The sequence below is a fragment of the Nocardia sp. NPDC051756 genome, assembly GCF_040681495.1.
GTDB lineage: Bacteria > Actinomycetota > Actinomycetes > Mycobacteriales > Mycobacteriaceae > Nocardia.
Genome location: NZ_JBFAYV010000006.1, coordinates 325,880 through 343,944 on the forward strand (window position 1 = coordinate 325,880; position 18,065 = coordinate 343,944).

The 18,065-nt window shown below is 68.0% G+C and carries 19 protein-coding genes; 15 read left to right on the top strand and 4 right to left on the bottom strand.

The features are described from left to right. The first annotated feature begins 13 nt into the window (after positions 1–13). From AB0M22_RS27640 to AB0M22_RS27680, 9 genes are all read left to right on the top strand, one after another. Positions 14–1,525, top strand: a complete 1,512-nt coding sequence (locus AB0M22_RS27640) for a GMC family oxidoreductase N-terminal domain-containing protein (RefSeq protein ID WP_364732704.1) — start codon at positions 14–16, stop codon at positions 1,523–1,525. A 52-nt stretch (positions 1,526–1,577) separates the two neighbouring features. Continuing rightward, positions 1,578–3,014 (top strand): aldehyde dehydrogenase family protein, encoded by a 1,437-nt coding sequence (locus AB0M22_RS27645; protein ID WP_364732706.1) that lies wholly within the window; start codon positions 1,578–1,580, stop codon positions 3,012–3,014. A gap of 2 nt (positions 3,015–3,016) precedes the next feature. After that, positions 3,017–3,607: an antibiotic biosynthesis monooxygenase gene (locus AB0M22_RS27650; RefSeq protein WP_364732709.1), complete on the top strand. Its 591-nt coding sequence runs from the start codon at positions 3,017–3,019 to the stop codon at positions 3,605–3,607. Further along, positions 3,604–4,242 carry an NAD(P)-binding domain-containing protein gene (locus tag AB0M22_RS27655; protein WP_364732711.1) on the top strand — a complete coding sequence of 213 codons (639 nt, stop codon included), beginning with the start codon at positions 3,604–3,606 and terminating at the stop codon, positions 4,240–4,242. Before AB0M22_RS27650 ends, AB0M22_RS27655 begins: the two co-directional genes overlap by 4 nt. A gap of 135 nt (positions 4,243–4,377) precedes the next feature. Beyond that, on the top strand, positions 4,378–4,998 hold the full coding sequence (wrbA, locus tag AB0M22_RS27660; protein ID WP_364732714.1) for an NAD(P)H:quinone oxidoreductase: 621 nt from the start codon (positions 4,378–4,380) through the stop codon (positions 4,996–4,998). A 19-nt stretch (positions 4,999–5,017) separates the two neighbouring features. Beyond that, a complete protein-coding gene (locus tag AB0M22_RS27665; RefSeq protein WP_364732716.1) occupies positions 5,018–6,535 on the top strand; it encodes a GMC family oxidoreductase N-terminal domain-containing protein in 1,518 nt (505 codons plus the stop codon). Next, positions 6,532–7,638: an NAD(P)-dependent alcohol dehydrogenase gene (locus AB0M22_RS27670; protein WP_364732719.1), complete on the top strand. Its 1,107-nt coding sequence runs from the start codon at positions 6,532–6,534 to the stop codon at positions 7,636–7,638. Before AB0M22_RS27665 ends, AB0M22_RS27670 begins: the two co-directional genes overlap by 4 nt. A 53-nt stretch (positions 7,639–7,691) precedes the next feature. Then, positions 7,692–8,525, top strand: coding sequence for an alpha/beta hydrolase (locus tag AB0M22_RS27675; RefSeq protein ID WP_364732721.1), 834 nt, complete (start codon positions 7,692–7,694; stop codon positions 8,523–8,525). Between the two features lie 79 nt (positions 8,526–8,604). Further along, a complete protein-coding gene (locus tag AB0M22_RS27680; protein WP_364732724.1) occupies positions 8,605–8,931 on the top strand; it encodes a hypothetical protein in 327 nt (108 codons plus the stop codon). 42 nt (positions 8,932–8,973) lie between these two features. Here AB0M22_RS27680 and AB0M22_RS27685 read toward each other — a convergent pair whose 3' ends face one another. Together AB0M22_RS27685 and AB0M22_RS27690 are read right to left on the bottom strand one after the other, a co-directional pair. Beyond that, a complete protein-coding gene (locus AB0M22_RS27685; protein WP_364732727.1) occupies positions 8,974–9,558 on the bottom strand; it encodes a GNAT family protein in 585 nt (194 codons plus the stop codon). Positions 9,559–9,635: 77 nt separating this feature from the next. Continuing rightward, positions 9,636–9,836: a DUF5988 family protein gene (locus AB0M22_RS27690; RefSeq protein WP_150401298.1), complete on the bottom strand. Its 201-nt coding sequence runs from the start codon at positions 9,834–9,836 to the stop codon at positions 9,636–9,638. 455 nt (positions 9,837–10,291) lie between these two features. On the opposite strand from AB0M22_RS27690, the gene AB0M22_RS27695 reads away from it, so the two are divergent. From AB0M22_RS27695 to AB0M22_RS27710, 4 genes are all read left to right on the top strand, one after another. Continuing rightward, entirely contained in the window at positions 10,292–11,095 is an 804-nt protein-coding gene (locus AB0M22_RS27695) for an IclR family transcriptional regulator (protein WP_364732731.1), read from the top strand. A gap of 19 nt (positions 11,096–11,114) precedes the next feature. Continuing rightward, positions 11,115–11,882: an SDR family oxidoreductase gene (locus tag AB0M22_RS27700; RefSeq protein ID WP_364732734.1), complete on the top strand. Its 768-nt coding sequence runs from the start codon at positions 11,115–11,117 to the stop codon at positions 11,880–11,882. Between the two features lie 288 nt (positions 11,883–12,170). Continuing rightward, the gene (locus tag AB0M22_RS27705) at positions 12,171–13,226 is read left to right on the top strand and encodes a fatty acid desaturase (protein WP_364734009.1); all 1,056 of its coding nucleotides are present in this window, start codon (positions 12,171–12,173) and stop codon (positions 13,224–13,226) included. A 347-nt stretch (positions 13,227–13,573) separates the two neighbouring features. After that, positions 13,574–14,479 (top strand): cutinase family protein, encoded by a 906-nt coding sequence (locus AB0M22_RS27710; RefSeq protein WP_364732737.1) that lies wholly within the window; start codon positions 13,574–13,576, stop codon positions 14,477–14,479. Positions 14,480–14,521: 42 nt separating this feature from the next. Here the strand turns inward: AB0M22_RS27710 and AB0M22_RS27715 are convergent, their stop codons facing one another. After that, positions 14,522–15,247, bottom strand: coding sequence for a copper homeostasis protein CutC (locus AB0M22_RS27715; RefSeq protein ID WP_364732740.1), 726 nt, complete (start codon positions 15,245–15,247; stop codon positions 14,522–14,524). A gap of 67 nt (positions 15,248–15,314) precedes the next feature. Beyond that, on the bottom strand, positions 15,315–15,905 hold the full coding sequence (locus AB0M22_RS27720; RefSeq protein WP_364734012.1) for a class I SAM-dependent methyltransferase: 591 nt from the start codon (positions 15,903–15,905) through the stop codon (positions 15,315–15,317). A 143-nt stretch (positions 15,906–16,048) separates the two neighbouring features. Here AB0M22_RS27720 and AB0M22_RS27725 point away from each other — a divergent pair, with 143 nt between their 5' ends. Both AB0M22_RS27725 and AB0M22_RS27730 read left to right on the top strand, forming a co-directional pair. After that, a complete protein-coding gene (locus AB0M22_RS27725; RefSeq protein WP_364732743.1) occupies positions 16,049–16,858 on the top strand; it encodes a class I SAM-dependent methyltransferase in 810 nt (269 codons plus the stop codon). A gap of 153 nt (positions 16,859–17,011) precedes the next feature. Beyond that, a complete protein-coding gene (locus AB0M22_RS27730) occupies positions 17,012–18,058 on the top strand; it encodes an alpha/beta hydrolase-fold protein (protein WP_364732746.1) in 1,047 nt (348 codons plus the stop codon). Positions 18,059–18,065 lie beyond the last annotated feature (7 nt).

An 18,065-nucleotide genomic window follows, 5' to 3' on the forward strand; every position in this document is an offset into this window, starting at 1 on the left:
TAGCGTCGTTGGCATGAACGACGACAACCCATCTCGGCTCACCGTCATCGTCGGTGGCGGTTCGGCCGGGGCCGTCCTCGCCGCCCGGCTCACCGAGGATCCCGATCGCCACGTGCTCCTGGTGGAGGCTGGCCCGGCCTACGCTCCGGACGGGTATCCCGACGAGGTCGCGAACAGCAGCGTGCTCGGCGGGTATACCGGTCACGACTGGGGTTACCACTCCGAGCCCGGTTACCTCGGCCACCCGGTCGCGGCCTACCGCGGCAAGGTGCTCGGCGGCAGCTCGGCGGTCAACGGCTCCGTCGCCGTTCGCGCGCTTCCGTCGGATTTCGATCGTTGGTCGAAGAGCGGGCTGGCGGGTTGGTCGTATGCGGATCTGCTGCCTGCCTTCCGGGCATTGGAGTCCACCAGCGCGGGTGCGGACGCCCTGCACGGGCGCACCGGACCGCTGCCCATCGAGCAGCTCACCCGCGACGACCTCAGTCCGATGCAGCGGGCGTTCGTCGATGCGGCTCTCGCCCAGGGGATGTCGAGGGTCGACGACTTCAACGGCACCGACCCCGACGGCGTCGGCCCCTACCCGATGAACGTGCGCGACGGTGTCCGCGTCAACACCGGCATGGCCTACCTGACCGACGAAGTGCGCGCCCGGCCCAATCTCACCATCAGCGCCGGCCTGCTCGTCGACCGTGTGCTCGTCGAGGACGGGCGGGCGGCAGGCGTCGTCCTCGCCGACGGCACCGAGGCGCGCGCCGACGAGGTGATCCTCAGCGCGGGCGCCTACGGCAGCGCCGCGATCCTGTTGCGCTCGGGCATCGGCCCCGCCGCCGACCTTGCCGCCCTGGACATTCCGCTGATCGCGGACCTGCCCGTCGGGCTGCGATTGCAGGATCACCCCTTCTACTACAACGCCTACGCCGCCGACCCTGACCGCATCGGGGCGCAGACTCCGGTGATCGGCGCGAAGGTCTGGACCGGGAGTTCGGCAGCGGCAGCGGGGGAACTGGATCTGCACATCACCGCCACGCACCTGTTCGACCACAGCACCAGCCCCACCGGTGTCGGATTCGTGCTCGCGGTGGCGTTGGTGCGGCCGCAGTCGCAGGGCACCCTGACCCTGGTCAGCCGGGACCCGGCGGACGCGCCGCGCATCGAGCTGAACTTCCTGGCCGAGCCCGACGACCGCCGTCGCCTGATCGAGGGCATAGAACTCGCCCGCCGCCTCGGCGGGACCCTGCCGCTGGCCGAACTAGTTGTGCGCGAGCTGAACCCGGGACCGCAAGCAGTAAGCGCCGCCGACCTCGAGGCGTCGATGCTCGCCACCCTGGACACCTACCACCACCCGACCTCCACCGCCCCGATGGGCGCCGACGACGACCCGACCGCGGTGACCGACCGGCTCGGCGCGGTGCGCGGCGTCCCCGGCCTGCGCGTGGTCGACGCCTCGATCTTCCCCGACGTCCCCTCCGCGGCGACCAACCTCACGGTCATCGCCGCCGCCGAACACATCGCCCGCCAGATCTGAACCACCGCACCATTTGTCACCTGTTCGCTCGGCTGAAGGAAATATCGTCACTGTGACCAATTCCGGTCTCCCGCACGCCCGCAACTACATCGACGGTCAGTGGACCGACTCCACCACGCACACCGAAACCCTGAACCCGGCCACCGGCAAGGTACTCGGCACCTTCGCCGATGCCGGCGCCGACGAGGCCAAGGCCGCGATCGCCGCCGCCCGAACCGCTTTCGACACCACCGACTGGGCCCGCGACCGCACTCTGCGGGCCAGGGCGCTGTTCGAAATAGCGGACCACCTCCAGACCCGCCGCGATGAATTCATCACGCTGCTCGCCCGGGAGAACGGAAAAATCCTGGGCGACGCGACTTTCGAGGTCGACCTCACCATTCCGAAGTTGCGGTACTACGCCGCGCTCGCGCTGAGCGACCATGGCGGCGCGGCCGAGGTCCGGCCGGGCCTGTACTCCATGACGCTTCGGGAAGCCGCGGGTGTCGCCGGAGTCATCGCGCCGTGGAATTCGCCACTGGTGCTTGCCGTTCGGTCCTTCGCGCCCGCCCTTGCCGCGGGTTGCACAGTGGTGCTGAAGCTGCCCGGTCAGACCGGTTTGATCAACGGCTTGATCGGCGAGCTGGTCGCGCAGACCCGGAGCCTGCCCGCCGGTGTCATGAACGTCTTCACCGAGTCCGGCAATGACGGTGCGCCGCTGCTCATTTCGTCGCCCGACGTGGACGTGGTCAGCTACACCGGCTCGACCGCGGTGGGCCGGGCGATCATGGCGAACGCCGCGCCGACGCTCAAGCCGCTGTCGCTGGAACTCGGCGGCAAGAGTCCGATGATCGTCTTCGACGATGCCGACCTCGACGCCGCCGTACCGGTGCTGACCAAGGCGATCACCACGTTCACCGGCCAGTTCTGCATGACCGGCAGCCGAATCCTGGTGCAGCGCGGCGTCGCCGACGAGTTGCGGCGCCGGATGGTCGCCGCGCTGGAGGCGGTCAGGGTCGGTCCCGGCGATGACCCGGACAGCGAGATGGGCGCGATGATCGACGAGCGCAATGCCGAGCGGGTCGAGGGTGTCGTCGCCGACGCCGCCGCCTACGCGACGGTGCTGGTGCGGGGCCGGCGCGACGGCGCGTTCCTGCACCCGTCCCTGGTCGAGGTCGACGACCTGAATGCGCCCATCGTGCAGCACGAGGTGTTCGGCCCGGTCGCCACCTTCGAGGTGTTCGACACCGAAGCGGAGGCGATCATTCGCGCGAATGCCACCGAATACGGTTTGGCGGCGTCGATTTGGACGCGCGACGTCGATCTTCCGCTGCGCGTCATGCGGGAGATCAAGGCGGGCACGGTCTGGACCAACACCTGGGCGATCGTGCACGACATGTTCGAAGAGGGCGGCTTCAAACAGTCCGGACTCGGCCGGCTCAACGGTCTGCGTGGTCTCGAAGAGTTCCAGGAGACAAAGCATTTCGTGCACGCGGCCGCGCGAGGCTGAGCATGTCGTCCGTTGTCCTCGCGCACCGCGGGGATGTGGCGCTGATCGTGGCCCGAACGGTCGAACCGGGCCACGAGCGGCCATTCCAGGAGTGGGCGCGCGGGATCCTGGCGGCCGCCGCCACGATGGACGGCTACTTGGGCGGCGGCCTGTTCCACCCGGCCGCGGACGGCGACCCGTGGATCATCGTGCACCGCTTCAAGAATCAGCACGCGCTGCGAGCGTGGCTGGACTCCCCGCGGCGGGCCAGGTTCTTCGACAACTCCGCGGGACACCGGCACACCGAGGTCGCGCGACGTGAACTGACCGGCATGGAGACCTGGTTCGCGGACCTGAACCCGGCCGCCGCGGCACCGCCCCGGTGGAAGATGGCGGCCGGCTCCGCGATCGGGATCTTCCCGATCTCCCTGCTCGGCAGCGCGATTCTCGCCCCGCACCTGACCGCGCTGCCGCTGGTGCTGCGGACCGCCGTCTTCGCCGTGCTGTTCAGCGTCCTGATGACCTACGTGTCCATGCCACTGGTCACCCGCGCACTGCGCCGCTGGCTCCGCCCCGCGCACCCGAAAATCAACCCCACAAGGAGATTCCCATGACCACCGCAATCATCGGCACCGGCAACATCGGCAGCCGCCTGGCGGCCGACCTCATCGCGGGCGGCGTAGACCTGCTGCTCGCGGGCACCGACCTCGTCGGCACTCAGGTTTTCGCCGAGCAGCTGGGCGAGCGGGCGACCGCGGTCACCGTCGACCAGGCCGTCGACCAGGCGGACGTGATCATCTTCGCCGTCTGGCTCGACACCACCAAGCAACTGCTCGCCGAATACGGCGACCGGCTGTCGGGCAAGATCCTGGTCGACCCGTCCAACCCGATCGCACCGGCCGGCGACGGCGGTTTCGTGAAGACGATTCCCGCCGACCAGTCCGCGGGTCAGATCCTGGCCGCCCTCGTCCCGGCGAACGCCAAGCTGGTCAAGGCCTTCGGCACGCTGTCCGCCGAGTCGCTCGGTTCAGCCGCCCGCCGGACCCCGGAACTCGCGGTCGGCTTCTACGCCGCGGACGACGAGGCGGCCGGTAAGACGGTCGCCGAGCTGATCACCGCGGCAGGCTTCGACCCCATCCCGGTCGGCGGCCTCGACCAGTCGATCCGTATCGAGGTGTTCGGCGACCTGCACGAGTTCGGCGCCCTCGGCAAGGTGGTCGACCGCGCCGCGGCGCTCGCCGCGCTCTGACCTCGAACGCGGCGTTCCGCACCGCCGTTGAGCTGCGCGTTCGGAAACCGTTCAGTGGGCCTCGAGCTGCCGCCCACATCATCTGTGCCGAGTGCCGGGCACCCGCGCGGCACTCGCTCTCAGACAAGGAAGTGCATGAGTTCGGATATCAACGTCGCGATCATCTACTACTCGGCCACCGGCAGCGTGCACGCACTGGCCCAGGCCTCGGCTGACGCCGCCGAGAAGCTGGGCGCGACCGTGCGGCTGCGCCGGGTGCGCGAGCTGGCGCCGCCGGAGGCCATCGCGGCCAACCCGCGCTGGGCCGCCCACTTCGCGGCCACCAGGGACATCCCGGAAGCCGTTGTCGGCGACATGGATTGGGCCGATGTCATCCTGTTCGGCTCGCCGACCCGGTTCGGCCTGCCCGCCGCCCAGCTCAAGCAGTACATCGACCTCGCGGGCGGACTGTGGGCGCGCGGCGGATTGGTGAACAAGGTGTGCTCGGCGTTCACCTCGACCGGCACCCTGCACGGCGGCCAGGAGACCACGATCCTGGCCATCGGCAACACCTTCTACCACTGGGGCGCGATCATCGTCCCGCCCGGCTACGCCGACCCCATCCAGCACAAGTCCGGAAACCCTTACGGCACAAGCCATGTCTCGGACAACGGCGCGATCGCGCCGGGCGAGACCGAGCTGGCCGCCATGGAATTCCAGACCCGCCGGGCCATCGAGGTCGCCGCGGCCCTGCACCGCGGCAACGAAGTTCGGTAACTCCAGCATGAGGAATGACGTGAACCACGATTACATCGTTGTCGGCGCCGGCTCCGCGGGTGCGGTCCTCGCGCGTCGTCTGGTCGACGCCGGACACCGGGTGTTGCTCCTGGAAGCCGGTCCCGCAGACAGCAATCCGGCGATTCACGACCCGCTCCGCTCGGTCGAGCTGTGGGGGAGCGAGGTCGACTGGGCGTTCAGCACCGAGCCGCAGACCTACGCCGACGGCCGCTCGCTGCCCTGGCCGCGGGGCAAGACCCTCGGCGGCAGCAGCGCGTTCAACGGCATGATCTACGTCCGCGGGATCGCCGCCGACTACGACGCGTGGGCGTATCAGGGTGCGGCAGGCTGGGATTGGCGCGGCGTCGAGCCGTACTTCCGCCGCCTGGAGCGGTTCGAGGACGGCGCGGACGGCCGCGGCACCGACGGGCCGCAGTATGTGCAGCGCAACCCGGGACCGGATCCGCTGGTGCGGGCGTGGGTCGCCGCCGCGCAGGAATACGGCCTGCCGTTCAACGACGACTACAACACCGGCGACATCACCGGCGTGAGCTACACCCAGCACACCATTCGCGACCACCAGCGGCAGAGCACCTGGGTCGGCTACGGCCGTCCCGTGCAGGACAACCCGAAGCTGACCGTGCTCACCGGCGCCCAGACCACCCGGGTGCTGTTCGACGGCGATCAGGCGATCGGCGTCGAGTACCTGCGCGAAGGACTCCGGCACACCGCGTACGCCGACGCCGAAATCGTGCTCTCGGCAGGTGTTTTCGGGTCGCCGCAGCTGCTCATGCTCTCCGGCGTCGGCCCGGGGGAGCACCTGCGGTCGCTGGGGCTGCGGGTGCGCGCGGACCTGCCCGGCGTCGGGCAGAACCTGCAAGACCACTGGTCCAGCCCGCTGGTCTGGCGATCCAAGCAGCCGAGCCCGCCGTGGGCCGCGCAGGGCTTGGAGGCACATTTTTTCGCCGGTACCCGTCCGGGTCTGATCGCGCCGGACATCCAGCCACTGTTCCTGTCCTGGGTCTATCCGTTGCCGGGTGTCGAACTGCCGGAGCAGGGATTCTCCGCGGTCGCGCAGTTGCTGCACCCGTACAGCCGTGGCGAATTGCGTTTGCGCTCCGCGGATCCCACCGCGGCGCCGATTCTGGACCCGCGCGTGTTCGCCGATCCGCGCGACCTCGAGACCCTGGTGGACAACCTGGAAATGCTGCGCGCGATCACCGCCCAGGACGCCATGCGGGACTGGGTCGACGGTGAGGCGGTACCGGGTCCCGGGGTGCGCACGCGCGAGCAATTGCGCGATCACGCGCGCGCCACCGTGGTCAGCGGACATCACCAAGTCGGCACCGCCCGAATGGGTTTGGACGCGGCGTCGGTCGTCGACCCGGAACTGCGCGTGCACGGCCTCTCCGGGCTGCGCGTCGCCGATGCCTCGATCATGCCGACGCTGCCCAGCGGAAACACCAACGGCCCCAGCATCATGATCGGTGAGAAGGCCGCCGACCTGATCCTCGATCGGACGGCGGAACTCCGATGACGACCACGATCACCGCGTCCGTCGCCCGCGCGGGCATCGACGAATTCCAAGTCGAGCAGCTGGAATTGGAAGATCCGCGCCCCGATGAGGTGCTGGTCCGCTACATCGCCTCGGGGTTGTGCCACACCGATCTGGAGGCCGCGCGCGGCAACGTGCCGACACCGCGGCCGGTCGTCCTCGGGCACGAGGGCGCGGGCGAGGTCGTCGCGGTGGGCTCCGCGGTCACCGGTTTCGCGGCCGGCGACCGGGTGCTGCTGAGCCTGGATTCCTGCGGCTCCTGCGTCAATTGCCTTGGCGGTCAGCCCGGTTACTGTGATCGCCACATCCCGCTGAACTTCCACGCGGCACGCGCCGATGGTTCGGTGGGCTTGCGCGACGCCGCGGGTAAACCCGTGCACGACCACTTCTTCGGCCAGTCCTCGCACGCCACCCACGGGCTCGCGCATCCGCGCAGCCTGGTCAAGGTGGATTCGCGGACACCGCTGGAAGTGCTCGCGCCGATGGGATGCGGCGTGATCACCGGCGCCGGGGCGGTGCTGAACTCGCTGCGGGTGCAGGCGGGCAGCACGGTCGCCGTGTTCGGAGCGGGCGCGGTCGGGCTGAGCGCGGTGCTGGCCGCGGTGGTCGCGGGCGCCGCGCAGATCATCGTGGTCGATCGCAATGCCGAACGGCTCACGCTGGCAAGCGAACTCGGTGCGACCCACCTAGTGGACGCCACCGAGGTAGACCCGGCCGAGGCCGTGCGCGAGCTGACCGGCGGTCGCGGCGTGGACTACAGCGTCGAATCCACCGGCGTGCTCGCGGTGATGAACACCGCCATCGCCGCGCTCGCACCGCTGGGCGCGGCGGCCATCCTCGGCGTGACCGCGCCCGAGGCGGCCTTGCAGGCGAACGTGTTCGAACTGCTCAAGGGCCGTACGGTCACCGGTTCGGTGATGGGCCATCAGGCGCCGGGAGTGCTGATTCCGCGGCTGCTGCGCCTGTACGAGGAAGGCCGATTCCCGGTGCATCGGCTGGTCCGCACCTACCCGCTGGCCCAGATCAACACCGCCGTCGCCGACGTCAAAGCCGGCACGACGGTCAAAGCGGTGCTTACTCCCTGAGCGGCACCACGCAATTCCTGAACATCGGATTCACCACGAAAGGCACATCGACAATGAAGACCAAGCGCACTCGCGTCGGCCGCACCATGCTGATCGGCATGGCGGTCGCGCTGAGCATGGCCGCGTCCGCGTGCTCGGCCAAGGCCGACAAAAGCCCGGCCGCGGACCAGTCGTTCGAGAAGCCGTCGGTGCTGCTCGTGCACGGCGCGTTCGCCGACGGCTCCAGCTGGAGCAAGGTCGCCGAGAAGCTCCAGCGTGACGGCTACCAGGTCACCACCGCCGCGGTCCCGCTGCGCGGCCTGACCTACGACGCCGCCTACATCCGCGGCGTGCTGGACGGCATGCCGGGCAAGACCATCGTGGTCGGCCACTCCTACGGCGGCGCGGTCATCAGCAATGCCGCGACCGGCTCGCCCAAGGCAGCCGGACTGGTCTACATCGCCGCGTTCGCTCCCGACAAGGGCGAAAGCCTCGGCGAACTGGACGGGCGCTTCGGCGGTCCGGCCAGCAAGATCGCGGCGCCGCGCGAGTACCCGCTGCCGGACGGGAAGGGCAACGCGCCCGAACTGGTCATCGCGCAGGACAAGTTCGGCGAGTTCTTCGCCCAGGACCTGCCCGCCGCCGACGCGGCGGTGCTCGCGGCCGGACAGCGTCCCATCGCGGTGGCCTCGTTCACCGAGCCGTCTGCGGAACCGGCCTGGAAGACGCTGCCGAGCTGGACCCTGGTGGCCACCGACGACAAGATGATTCCGCCGGCCGGACAGCGCGAGATGGCCGCCAGGATCAAGGCCACGGTCGTGGAGCACGCGGGCAGCCACGCCATCGCCCTGTCCCAGCCGCAGGCCGTCGTCGACCTCATCGAAACCGCGGCCGCCAAGACCGCCTGATCGGGGCCCGGCTCGCGGGATGTGGGCGGGCGATACCGGTCGGTTGTAATAGTCTGGCGGTATCACCGATAGTCAGGGCATGAAACGAGTACTCGCGTGCGTAGGTATCGGTGCCGCTGCTCTGCTGTTCGCTGCTCCGATCGCCTCCGCTGACCCCGACGCCGACGCCAGGCTTGCCAACCGGCACGACTGGTCCGGTGAGTTCATGTCGCAGGACAACCTGCGCCTGTCGTCGCGGATCGTGATCAGTCCGTACGGCACCAGCAGGCCGATCATGTGCAGTGGTGGGGACGGGCACTACTCGCTGTTCCCGTACGACTGCACACAGAACGACGACAACGGTGTTCCGCATCAGCTGGACCGCGTCATCGCCCTCGGTGGCGGCGGCGTCTGGCTGTATCGCTGACCCGATCGAACTGAAGGTTCCGCCTGTCCGCAGGCGGAACCTTCATTCTGTCCGGGGTTGCTCCGATTCGCGGAGCTCGCCGGGCAGCAAACTGAACAGCACGGAGTCGCGGCGCTCGTCGTGCGAGCGCATATGCGAGCGCAGGAGCCCCTCGCGGACGAACCCGGCACGTTCGGCGACGCGCTGGGAGGCGAGGTTGTCCGGCGCGCAGGTCAGCTCCAGGCGGGCGATGTCGAGCACCTCGAAGGCCCAATGGGCCAGCAGGCGAACGGTTCTGGTCGCCGCACCGCGTCCGCGGGCCGGCGGCGCGAGCCAGTAGCCCACGCCGGCGCGTTGCTGCTCGAGGTCGATGTCGTAGACCGAGCAGCCGCCCCAGACGTGCCGCGGATCGGCGGCGTCCACGATGGCGAGGCTGAGTTTGCGGCCGCGCTCCCGATCGCGGGTCTCCTGGTCGAAATGTTCGCGCAGGCGTGCCTCGGTGACCGGTTCGGCGGACAGCAGCGAGAAGCGCCGGAACTCCGGATCGGCGTATCCGGCCAGCCGTTGGTGCAGGTCGGACGTGCGCCAAAGGCGAAGCGCGACAACGTTATCGTTGAGTGGTGGGTCGGGAATCGGTAGCTCCGGCATGATTCGAACGGTAGCCGCCATGGAGCTGCGCGCCCACCGGCCCCAGGTGCACACGTCCGACCGGTGCGGGCGGCCGCTCACTCGGCCGCCCTGGTGCGGAACGACCAGAGGAAGACCGGGAAGTAATTGCCGTCGAGTTCGACGTTGTAGCCGGTCGGATCGAAGTGTTCGTAGCCACTCAGGCGGGGTACCTTGACCGGTGCGGACACCTGGGCTTCGTCGATCTGCCAGAGTTCCGGTTCGCCGGAAGGTCCACCGACCAGGACGATTTCGATCATCTGTGACACCGTTATCACCTGACTTGCTGTGGTCGAGAAGGTCGGGAAAATGCCGACTACTCCGCGACCTTAGATATGCGGCGGGGTGTACCGAAGCGAGCGTTCCGGGCCATGGAACATCGCCAGGGCGAACGGAATTCGACTCGATGTTCGTGAATTGCCATGAAATCGGCTATGCGGGTAGATAAACGCTGGCGCACTAAACTCGGGGATGCGACATTAGTTGTGTAGCTGCGCTGCAGCGCTTTGCACGGTGTACGTGCAAACCCTATGTGGAAGTGCCGTTTCGGGTGGTCCGTGACGTAAAGTCCGGATTCGCGGGCTCGGGAACAGGCCTTTCATCAGGGAGTTGCGAATGTTGATTCCATCGCGGTCACAAAGCCCGCTGAGCGGTATGCGCGATTGTCGTGCGCGGTCGTCGAGTGCGGTAGTTCGCCGAGTCGAGATCCGGTTCGATGTCTGAGTCGCCGGAGGCCGACAATCTGGTGAGCCGGGCGGCGCGGGTACTGGATCTGCTGGGGGATCATGCGAACCCGGTAGCGCTGTCGAATATCGCCCGATGGGCCGGGATACCGAAGACCACGGTGTGGCGGCTGCTGCGGATTCTCAGTGCGAACGGCCTGGTCGAACGGCAAGACGTCGGGTATGTCGTCGGCCCGCGACTGGTGCACATCGCGGCGCTGCCGGAGGACCACGAGCTGCTGCGCGCGTCGGCCGTGCCGTTCCTGGTCGATCTGCACGTGCGGACCGGGGCGATGGTGTCCCTCGGTGTGCTGGCCGGCTCGGAGGTGCGCTACCTCGAACGGATCTACGGGCACCTGGCGGCGCGGACGCCGTCCTACGGGCGCACCTTCGCGCCCGCCCACTGCACGGCGATCGGCAAGATCCTGCTGGCCTACGCGCCGGATCGGCCGCTGGAACTGACCCGGCCGGGCGCGCTGGTCCCGGTCACGCCGCGCTCGATCACCGATATCGATGAACTGAGCGCGCAGCTCGCGGCCGCGCGCGACCTCGGAATCGCGGTCAACGACGGGGAATTCGTGCGCGGCGTCCGGTGCGTCGCCTGTCCGGTGCTGGACGGGCACCGGCGTCGGCCGATCGCGGCGGTGGCCATCGGGGATGCGGCGTCGAGTCTCGATGTGGATCGGGCGAGCAGACAGATCCGGCAGACGGCTTTCGCGGTGTCGGTGGCGGTCCGCGCGGCGGCGAACAGCAGGCGCGGGCACGGCCGGCAGGACGACATGAGCCGAAGCTGCTGAGCAATGAGATGATCTGCGGATGGATGCGGGTGTGCGGCGGGTGGCGTTGGTGACCGGAAGTTCGCGCGGGCTGGGGCGCGGGATCGCGCTGCGGCTGGCGCGGGACGGAATGGCGGTGGCGGTCAACGGATTACGCGAGAGTCCGGCGGCGCGCGAGGTCGTCGACGCGATTCGGGGCGAGGGCGGCGTCGCCGATCTGTTCGCCGCGGATGTGACCGACGCGGATCAGGTAGCGGGGCTGGTCGATTCGGTGGGGGAGCGGCTGGGGCCCATCGATGTGCTGGTGTTGAACGCGACCGGCCCGCAGCCGGGTGCCGCCATTGTCGACACCGTTTGGGAAGATCACCTGGCGCAGCTGGCGTTCTTCGTGAAGAGCCCGGTTCTGTTCGGGCGCACGGTGATTCCCGGTATGCAGGAGCGGCGATTCGGCCGGGTCGTCACCATCGATTCCGAGGTCGCGCATCGGCCCTCGCCCGGACACTCCCCGTACGCGGTCGCGAAGAACGCCCAGATCGGTGTGGCGATGAGTTGGGCGCGCGAGCTGGCGCCGTTCGGTATCACCGTCAATACCGTTGCACCGGGCTATATTCCGTTCGAGCGGCACGACGAGCGGCAGCTGGAAGTGGCGGCGATGGACACCGCGGCCTACCTCGCGTCGGTGCCGGTCGGTCGGATGGGGACCGTCGAGGACATCGCGCACGCGGTCAGCTTCCTCGCCTCCGACGGCGCCGGGTTCGTCACCGGTCAGCGCATCGTGGTCGACGGTGGACGCGCGCTCGGCGCCTGAACCGCCGGTCGACCGGGCGGAATTGTCACGCAGATGTGTCGCCGATCCGGACATATGTTCACCTGATCGTGGCCTTGCCGCACGATCCTGTATGGAGGCAGGCAAGCCGCACGGTGCCGACTTCCGCTACCCGCTGTCATCGGCCGCGGCCTGGCAGGCGACAGTTATTGCCATCAGAACACCACTGCTAACAGGATGCGTAGGCGCCCCGTGGTAACAGGAAGATCTACCGGCTCGGCGGCACCGGGATCCGCCGCGACGGCGAGTACGGTCGCGGACGTGTTGGACATGGATCCGGGCGGACAGAGCGCCGAGCAATCGACGACGACCCGGCCGATGAAACGGGGCAGCGAGTACGCGGTGCTGTTGCGCCGCGTGCGGGACGCGGGACTGCTGGACCGGCAATTGCGGTACTACATCGGGAAGACGGCGATCGTCGTCGGCGCGTTCGTCGCGGGGTGGGCGGCGTTCTTCCTGCTCGGCAACTCGTGGTGGCAGTTGGGCGTCGCGGTGTTCCTGGCTGCGGTGTTCGCCCAGTTCGCCTTCCTCGGGCATGACGCGGGGCATCGGCAGATCTTCGGCACCCGGCGGGCCAACTACCTGTACGGGGTGCTCGCGGGCAATCTCGCGATCGGGCTGAGCATCGGGTGGTGGACCAGCAACCACAATCGGCATCACGCGCACCCGAACACCGAGGGCGCCGATCCCGATATCATGGGCATCCTCGCCCACTCCGATGGCCGGGCGCGGACGGGTAAGGGGTTCCGGCGCTTCATTTTTCGGCACCAGGGCTGGTTGTTCTTCCCGATGCTGCTGCTGGAAGCGGGCAGCTTGCACTTCTCCAGCGTGCGGGCGGTGTTCCGGTGGTCGATCCCCAACCGGGTGTGGGAGGGCGTGCTGCTCGGCGCGCATTTCGCCGGGTATCTCGCCGCGGTGTTCCTGGTGCTCTCGCCGGGTAAAGCGGTGGCGTTCATCCTGGTTCAGCAGGGGCTGTTCGGGTTCTACATGGGGTGCACGTTCGCCCCGAATCACAAGGGAATGGCGGTGCTGGCCGAAGACGACGCCACCGACTACCTGCGCCGGCAGGTGCTCACCTCGCGCAACGTGCGCGGCAGCCTGCTGGTCGACACCGCGCTCGGCGGTCTGAACTATCAGATCGAGCATCACCTGTTCCCGTCCATGCCGCGATCCAATCTGCGCCGGGCGCAACCGATTGTCATCGAGTTCTGCTCCGAGATCGGGGTGCCCTACTGCCAGACCGGGCTGTTCGACTCGTATGCCCAAGCGTTGCAACACCTGCACAGCGTCGGCAAGGCAACTCGGCCGATGAGCTCCGCGGTGTAGTTGCCCGGCGGGAACTGTCGAGTGCTCCACTCCGTGTCATAGCGGATCGCTATCTTGTTGAACCCCAGGATCAACCGCCGGCGCGGACCGGGTTGGTCCTGGGGTTCTTTCGGCTGTCTGCTGCGTGAGAGTTCCGAAATCCAGGCGTTAGCACGAATACACCTCGCGTACTGTCGGAACCGCTGGCGCTGGGCGGACTTTCTGGGGACACTGTTCCCATCTGCGGGGACGTTCCCGACGGCAACACGAAAATATCCACCTGAAGAAAAGACAGTCATCGGCGCTCAAACGGACACCGAGCGCCATCGCCGACCGGGCCTCACCCGGCAGTGAACACGGAGTACACGATGTTATCGCGATGGAAGAACACCGCCGCATGCGCGGCAGCGATGGTCACGGCCGCCCTACCGGTCGGTGTCGCGTCGACCGCGCAGGCCGCCCCGCAGGACTGCCCCGAGATGTATGTGGTTGCGGTTCCCGGAACCTGGGAAACCTCCAATTCCGACCCGGGCAAGGGGATGCTCGCCGGGGTCGCCGACAACTTGCCGGGCGATGTCCGGACCGACTACGTCGTCTACCCGGCGACCGCGTTTCCGTGGGAAGGCGATGTCTACGGCCGGTCCAAGGGCGAGGCCATCGACCATGCGCGCGGCCTGGTCGCCACCATGGCACAGCACTGCGACAACACCCGATTCGCGCTGCTCGGTTACAGCCAGGGCGCCGACGCGGCCGGTGACCTCGCCGCCGAGATCGGCACCGGGCTCGGCGTGGTGTCGCCGAACCGCGTCGCCCTGGTCGGACTCATCTCCGATCCGCGCCGCTCGCCCACCGACACCCTGATCGGCCCGCCCGTCGCGGGCGCCGGCGCGGGTGGCCCGCGGATCGGCGGCTTCGGCTGGCTCAGCCCGCAGACCTACACGTTCTGCGCCGCGGGCGATCTGTACTGCGCGACCCCCGACGGCGACTTCGCCGCGCGATTCGCCGGCCTGTTCGCCCAGATGTCGAACCCGAACCCGGCGCTGTTCGGCAGCTACCAGCAGCAGGCGAACTCGCTCATCGCCGACGCCCTGGCGGCCGGCGGTCTCGGCCTGCTCGCCGACCAGCTCAACAACTCGGCCTACGAGGAGCGCAAGCGTCAGGTCGACGACTTCCTGAAGTCCGGCATCCATCAGAGCTACCCCGGTTACGCCATCGGCGGCGGTGCCACCCCGCTGACCTGGCTGCGGCAGCGCCTGATCGAAGCCTCCCGCTGAGCGGACGGCGGTCCGGTCGCAGCCGCGGCCGGACCGCACTTCTCAGTTTCGGCTGCGGACCAGTTCACACAACGCGCTGACCTCCGCGGGATCGGTGTCGAACCGATCAAAGCCTTGCGGGACACCAACTCCCGCAAAAAGATCCGCGGCCCCGGGCACCGGCGCGCGCACTGCGGCATGCACGGCTGAAACTCCGGTCGCGTCGATCACCTCGCCGACGTTCGACGGTCGAATCCCGCCGCCCGCCATCACCTCGATCGCGCCGGAACCCTGCCGCACCAACTCCTTGATCACCGCCGCACCTGCCAGCGCGGATCGCTGCCGACCCGAAGTCAGCACGCGAGCGAACCCGAACGCGACCGCCTGATCCAACGCCTGTCGCGAAGACGCACTCACATCGATCGCCCGATGCAACGTGACCTCCAGCCCCTCGGCCACCTCCACGAACGCCGCATTGACCGGATCGAGCCCCCCGTCCGCGCCGAGCGCGCCCACCACGACCCCATCCGCACCCGCCGCCCGCGCCGCCTGAATGTCGCGAACCATCACCGAAATCTCGTCCGGCGAGTACCGGAAGTCACCCGCTCGCGGCCGAATCAACACGTGCACTTGGGTTTTCACCGTCAACGCCACCGCTTGCTCGATCAGCGCCAAACTCGGCGTCAACCCGCCATCGGACAAACCGCCGCACAGCTCGATCCGATCCGCAGCCGCCTCCTCGGCAACCCGCACCCCACCAACCGACTCGACACAGATCTCTACACGCACACCAGCGAGTATTCACGAACCGGCGGATCGGGGTTGCGGCATCGGCTTCCCGCACAAGCCGCGCCGACTAGTTTTCGGACGGGTTGCGGGTGAAGCGGACGGTGTCGTGCCATCGGGTGCCGGTTGCGTCGAGCAGCGTAAAGCCTTCGGGCTCAACGAGTTCCCGCAGTTGCGTCACGCTCAGGCGGTCGGGGTCGGGGAAGTGTTCGAAGAAGGCGAGTTGTCCGCCGGTTTTGAGGATGCGACCGAGTGAGCGGATGCAGGCGGGCTTGTCGGGAACCTCGCCGATCACGGCGGCGAGGAACGCGACGTCGAAGGTTTTGTCCGGGAAGGGCAGGCCCGCGCCGGCGTCGCCGCTGTGGAAGCCGACGTTGGCGCATCCGGCGGCCACGAGTTTGTGGCGGGCCTTGTCGAGCATCTGCGGCTGGAGGTCGAACAGCTCGAGCCTGCCGTCGGTGAGTTCGCGGGCGAGTTCGAGACTGTAGAAACCGGGGCCGGGGCCGAGTTCCAGCACCTGGTCGGTCGGGGTCAGTTCGAGTTGGTCGACGGTGTCGCGCGGGTTCGTGAAGAGTCGTCGTACGGGATTGTCCAGTAGGAACGCGGCTTGGTGCGGATAGGGGAAGTCGCCTCGACGGGTTTGTCGGAGCAGGGTGTCCAGCCAGGTGGTCGTCATATACGCCTCCAAAAGGGGTAGTAAGGGTTACCTTACTTCGCGGGATCTCGTTGCGCTACAACGTCGATTCGCCGGCCCCGAACAATCGCTGGTAGACACCTTAGGTAACCCTAAGTTACGCTGCGTGAGTGGCTGAAACCGTGGCGTTGGGCGAAGTTCAGGAAACACTGCTGATCCCGTTGTACGGGCGTGCTCGGGACGCCCGGCAACGCCGGAGCGTGCTGAGCGACCGCAAGGCAATCGAGCTGGTGGACTCGATCGACTACGACTTCGACAAGTTCCGTGGCCCGTCGCTGGCCGGGTCGGTGCTGCGGGCGTCGATCTTCGACGAGTACGTACGCGGCTTCCTGCGCGAGCATCCGGAAGGCACGGTCGTCGACCTGGGCTGCGGACTGTCGACCCGGTTCGATCGCCTGGACAACGGCCGCCTGCGGTGGTTCGACCTGGACGTCGAGGACACAATGGCGTTGCGGCGCAAGTTCTTCGACGACAGCGACCGCTACACCATGATCGCCGGGTCGCTCTTCGACACCGACTGGTACGCACAGGTCGCCGAGCGATCCGGCCCGATCTTCATCCTCAGCGAAGCGGTCATGCTGTATTTCCCCGCGGACCAGGTCCACGAAACCTTGACGCGGATCGCCGCGACGTTCCCGGCCAGCCCGTTCGCCTTCGACACCGGCGGCGCGATCATGATGAACAATCAGGACAGCAACCCGGTCTTCAAAGCCGTTCCCGCGCGGATGAAATGGATCTGCGACGACCCGGCCACCTTGGACCAGTACGGGTTGCGAATGCGCGAGTCACGCACCTTCGCCAACCCGCAACCGGCGGTAGCCGGTACCTGGCCGGCGCGATACCGCTACGGGCTCAAAGTCATCGGGTGGACGCCGCCGGTGCGGACCTACAAGCTCAACCTGTTCACCACGGCCGGCTGAAGTCGATCCTCGAGTCGCTATCGGCAAACTCTGGGCAGCGTGGCGAACGATGCTGTGCGGTAACGCTGTTCGAAGGGCCGCTCGCTCGTGAGCGGAGATCCGACCGTTCGGAAACAGCATTGAACGGTGCCTGGCGCGACTAACGTAGGACGAATGTTGCCTTGGTCTGCCGAACTTGCCGGTCGTCTCGACGAACACATCTTCGACAGCACGCTGCTCCGCGACAATCCGTTGAAAGACCCGCACGAACGCCCGCTCTGGGTATACGTCCCACCGGGTTACGACGACGACAGCGACCGGCGGTATCCCTCGATCTACGTAATCCAGGGCTACACCGGTCATGTCACGATGTGGCGCAACCGGACACCGTTCCGCCGCCCGTTCCCCGAAACCGCCGATGCCGTGTTCGCGGCGGGCGAGGCGCCACCGGCGATCGTGGTCTACGTCGATGCCTGGACCGCCTACGGCGGCAGCCAATTCGTCGACTCGCGCGGCACCGGCCCCTACCACTCTTACCTGTGCAACGAGATCGTCCCGTGGGTGGACGCCCACTACCGCACGGTCGCCGACCGCGACCACCGCGCTATCACCGGCAAGAGCAGCGGCGGCTTCGGCGCCATGATCACCCCGATGCTGCGCCCGGACCTGTTCGGCGCCTTGGCGACCCACGCCGGTGACGCCCTCTACGAGTACAGCTACCTCCCCGAATTCCCCGTCGCGGTGCGCCACCTGCGCGCCTACGACGGCGATATCGAGCGCTGGTGGGCGGAGTTCCGGAACCGGGTGGCGTTCACCAAACCCGAAGACATGGAACTTCTCTCGCTCTACGCGGTCGCCGCCTGCTTCTCGCCGGCCGCGGACGGCCGTCCCGAGCTGCCCTTCGACACCCGCACCGGCGTGCTGAAACCCGAGGTCTGGCAACGCTGGCTGGAGTGGGACCCGGTCCGGATGGTGTCGGTGCACGCCGAGGCCATGCGCTCGATGCGCGCGATCTGGATCGACGGCGGCACCAAGGACGAGTGGTATCTGGACATCGGCGGCGAAGCCTTCCAGCAGTCCCTGCTCGACGTCGGCGTCTCCGCGGACATCATCAACTTTGAGCTGTTCGACGCCAAGCACGGCGGGATCGACTACCGCTACCCGCTGTCGCTGGCCTGGCTCGCAAAGCAGCTCGACTCGCCGGTGGGGGAAAACGACTGAATCACAG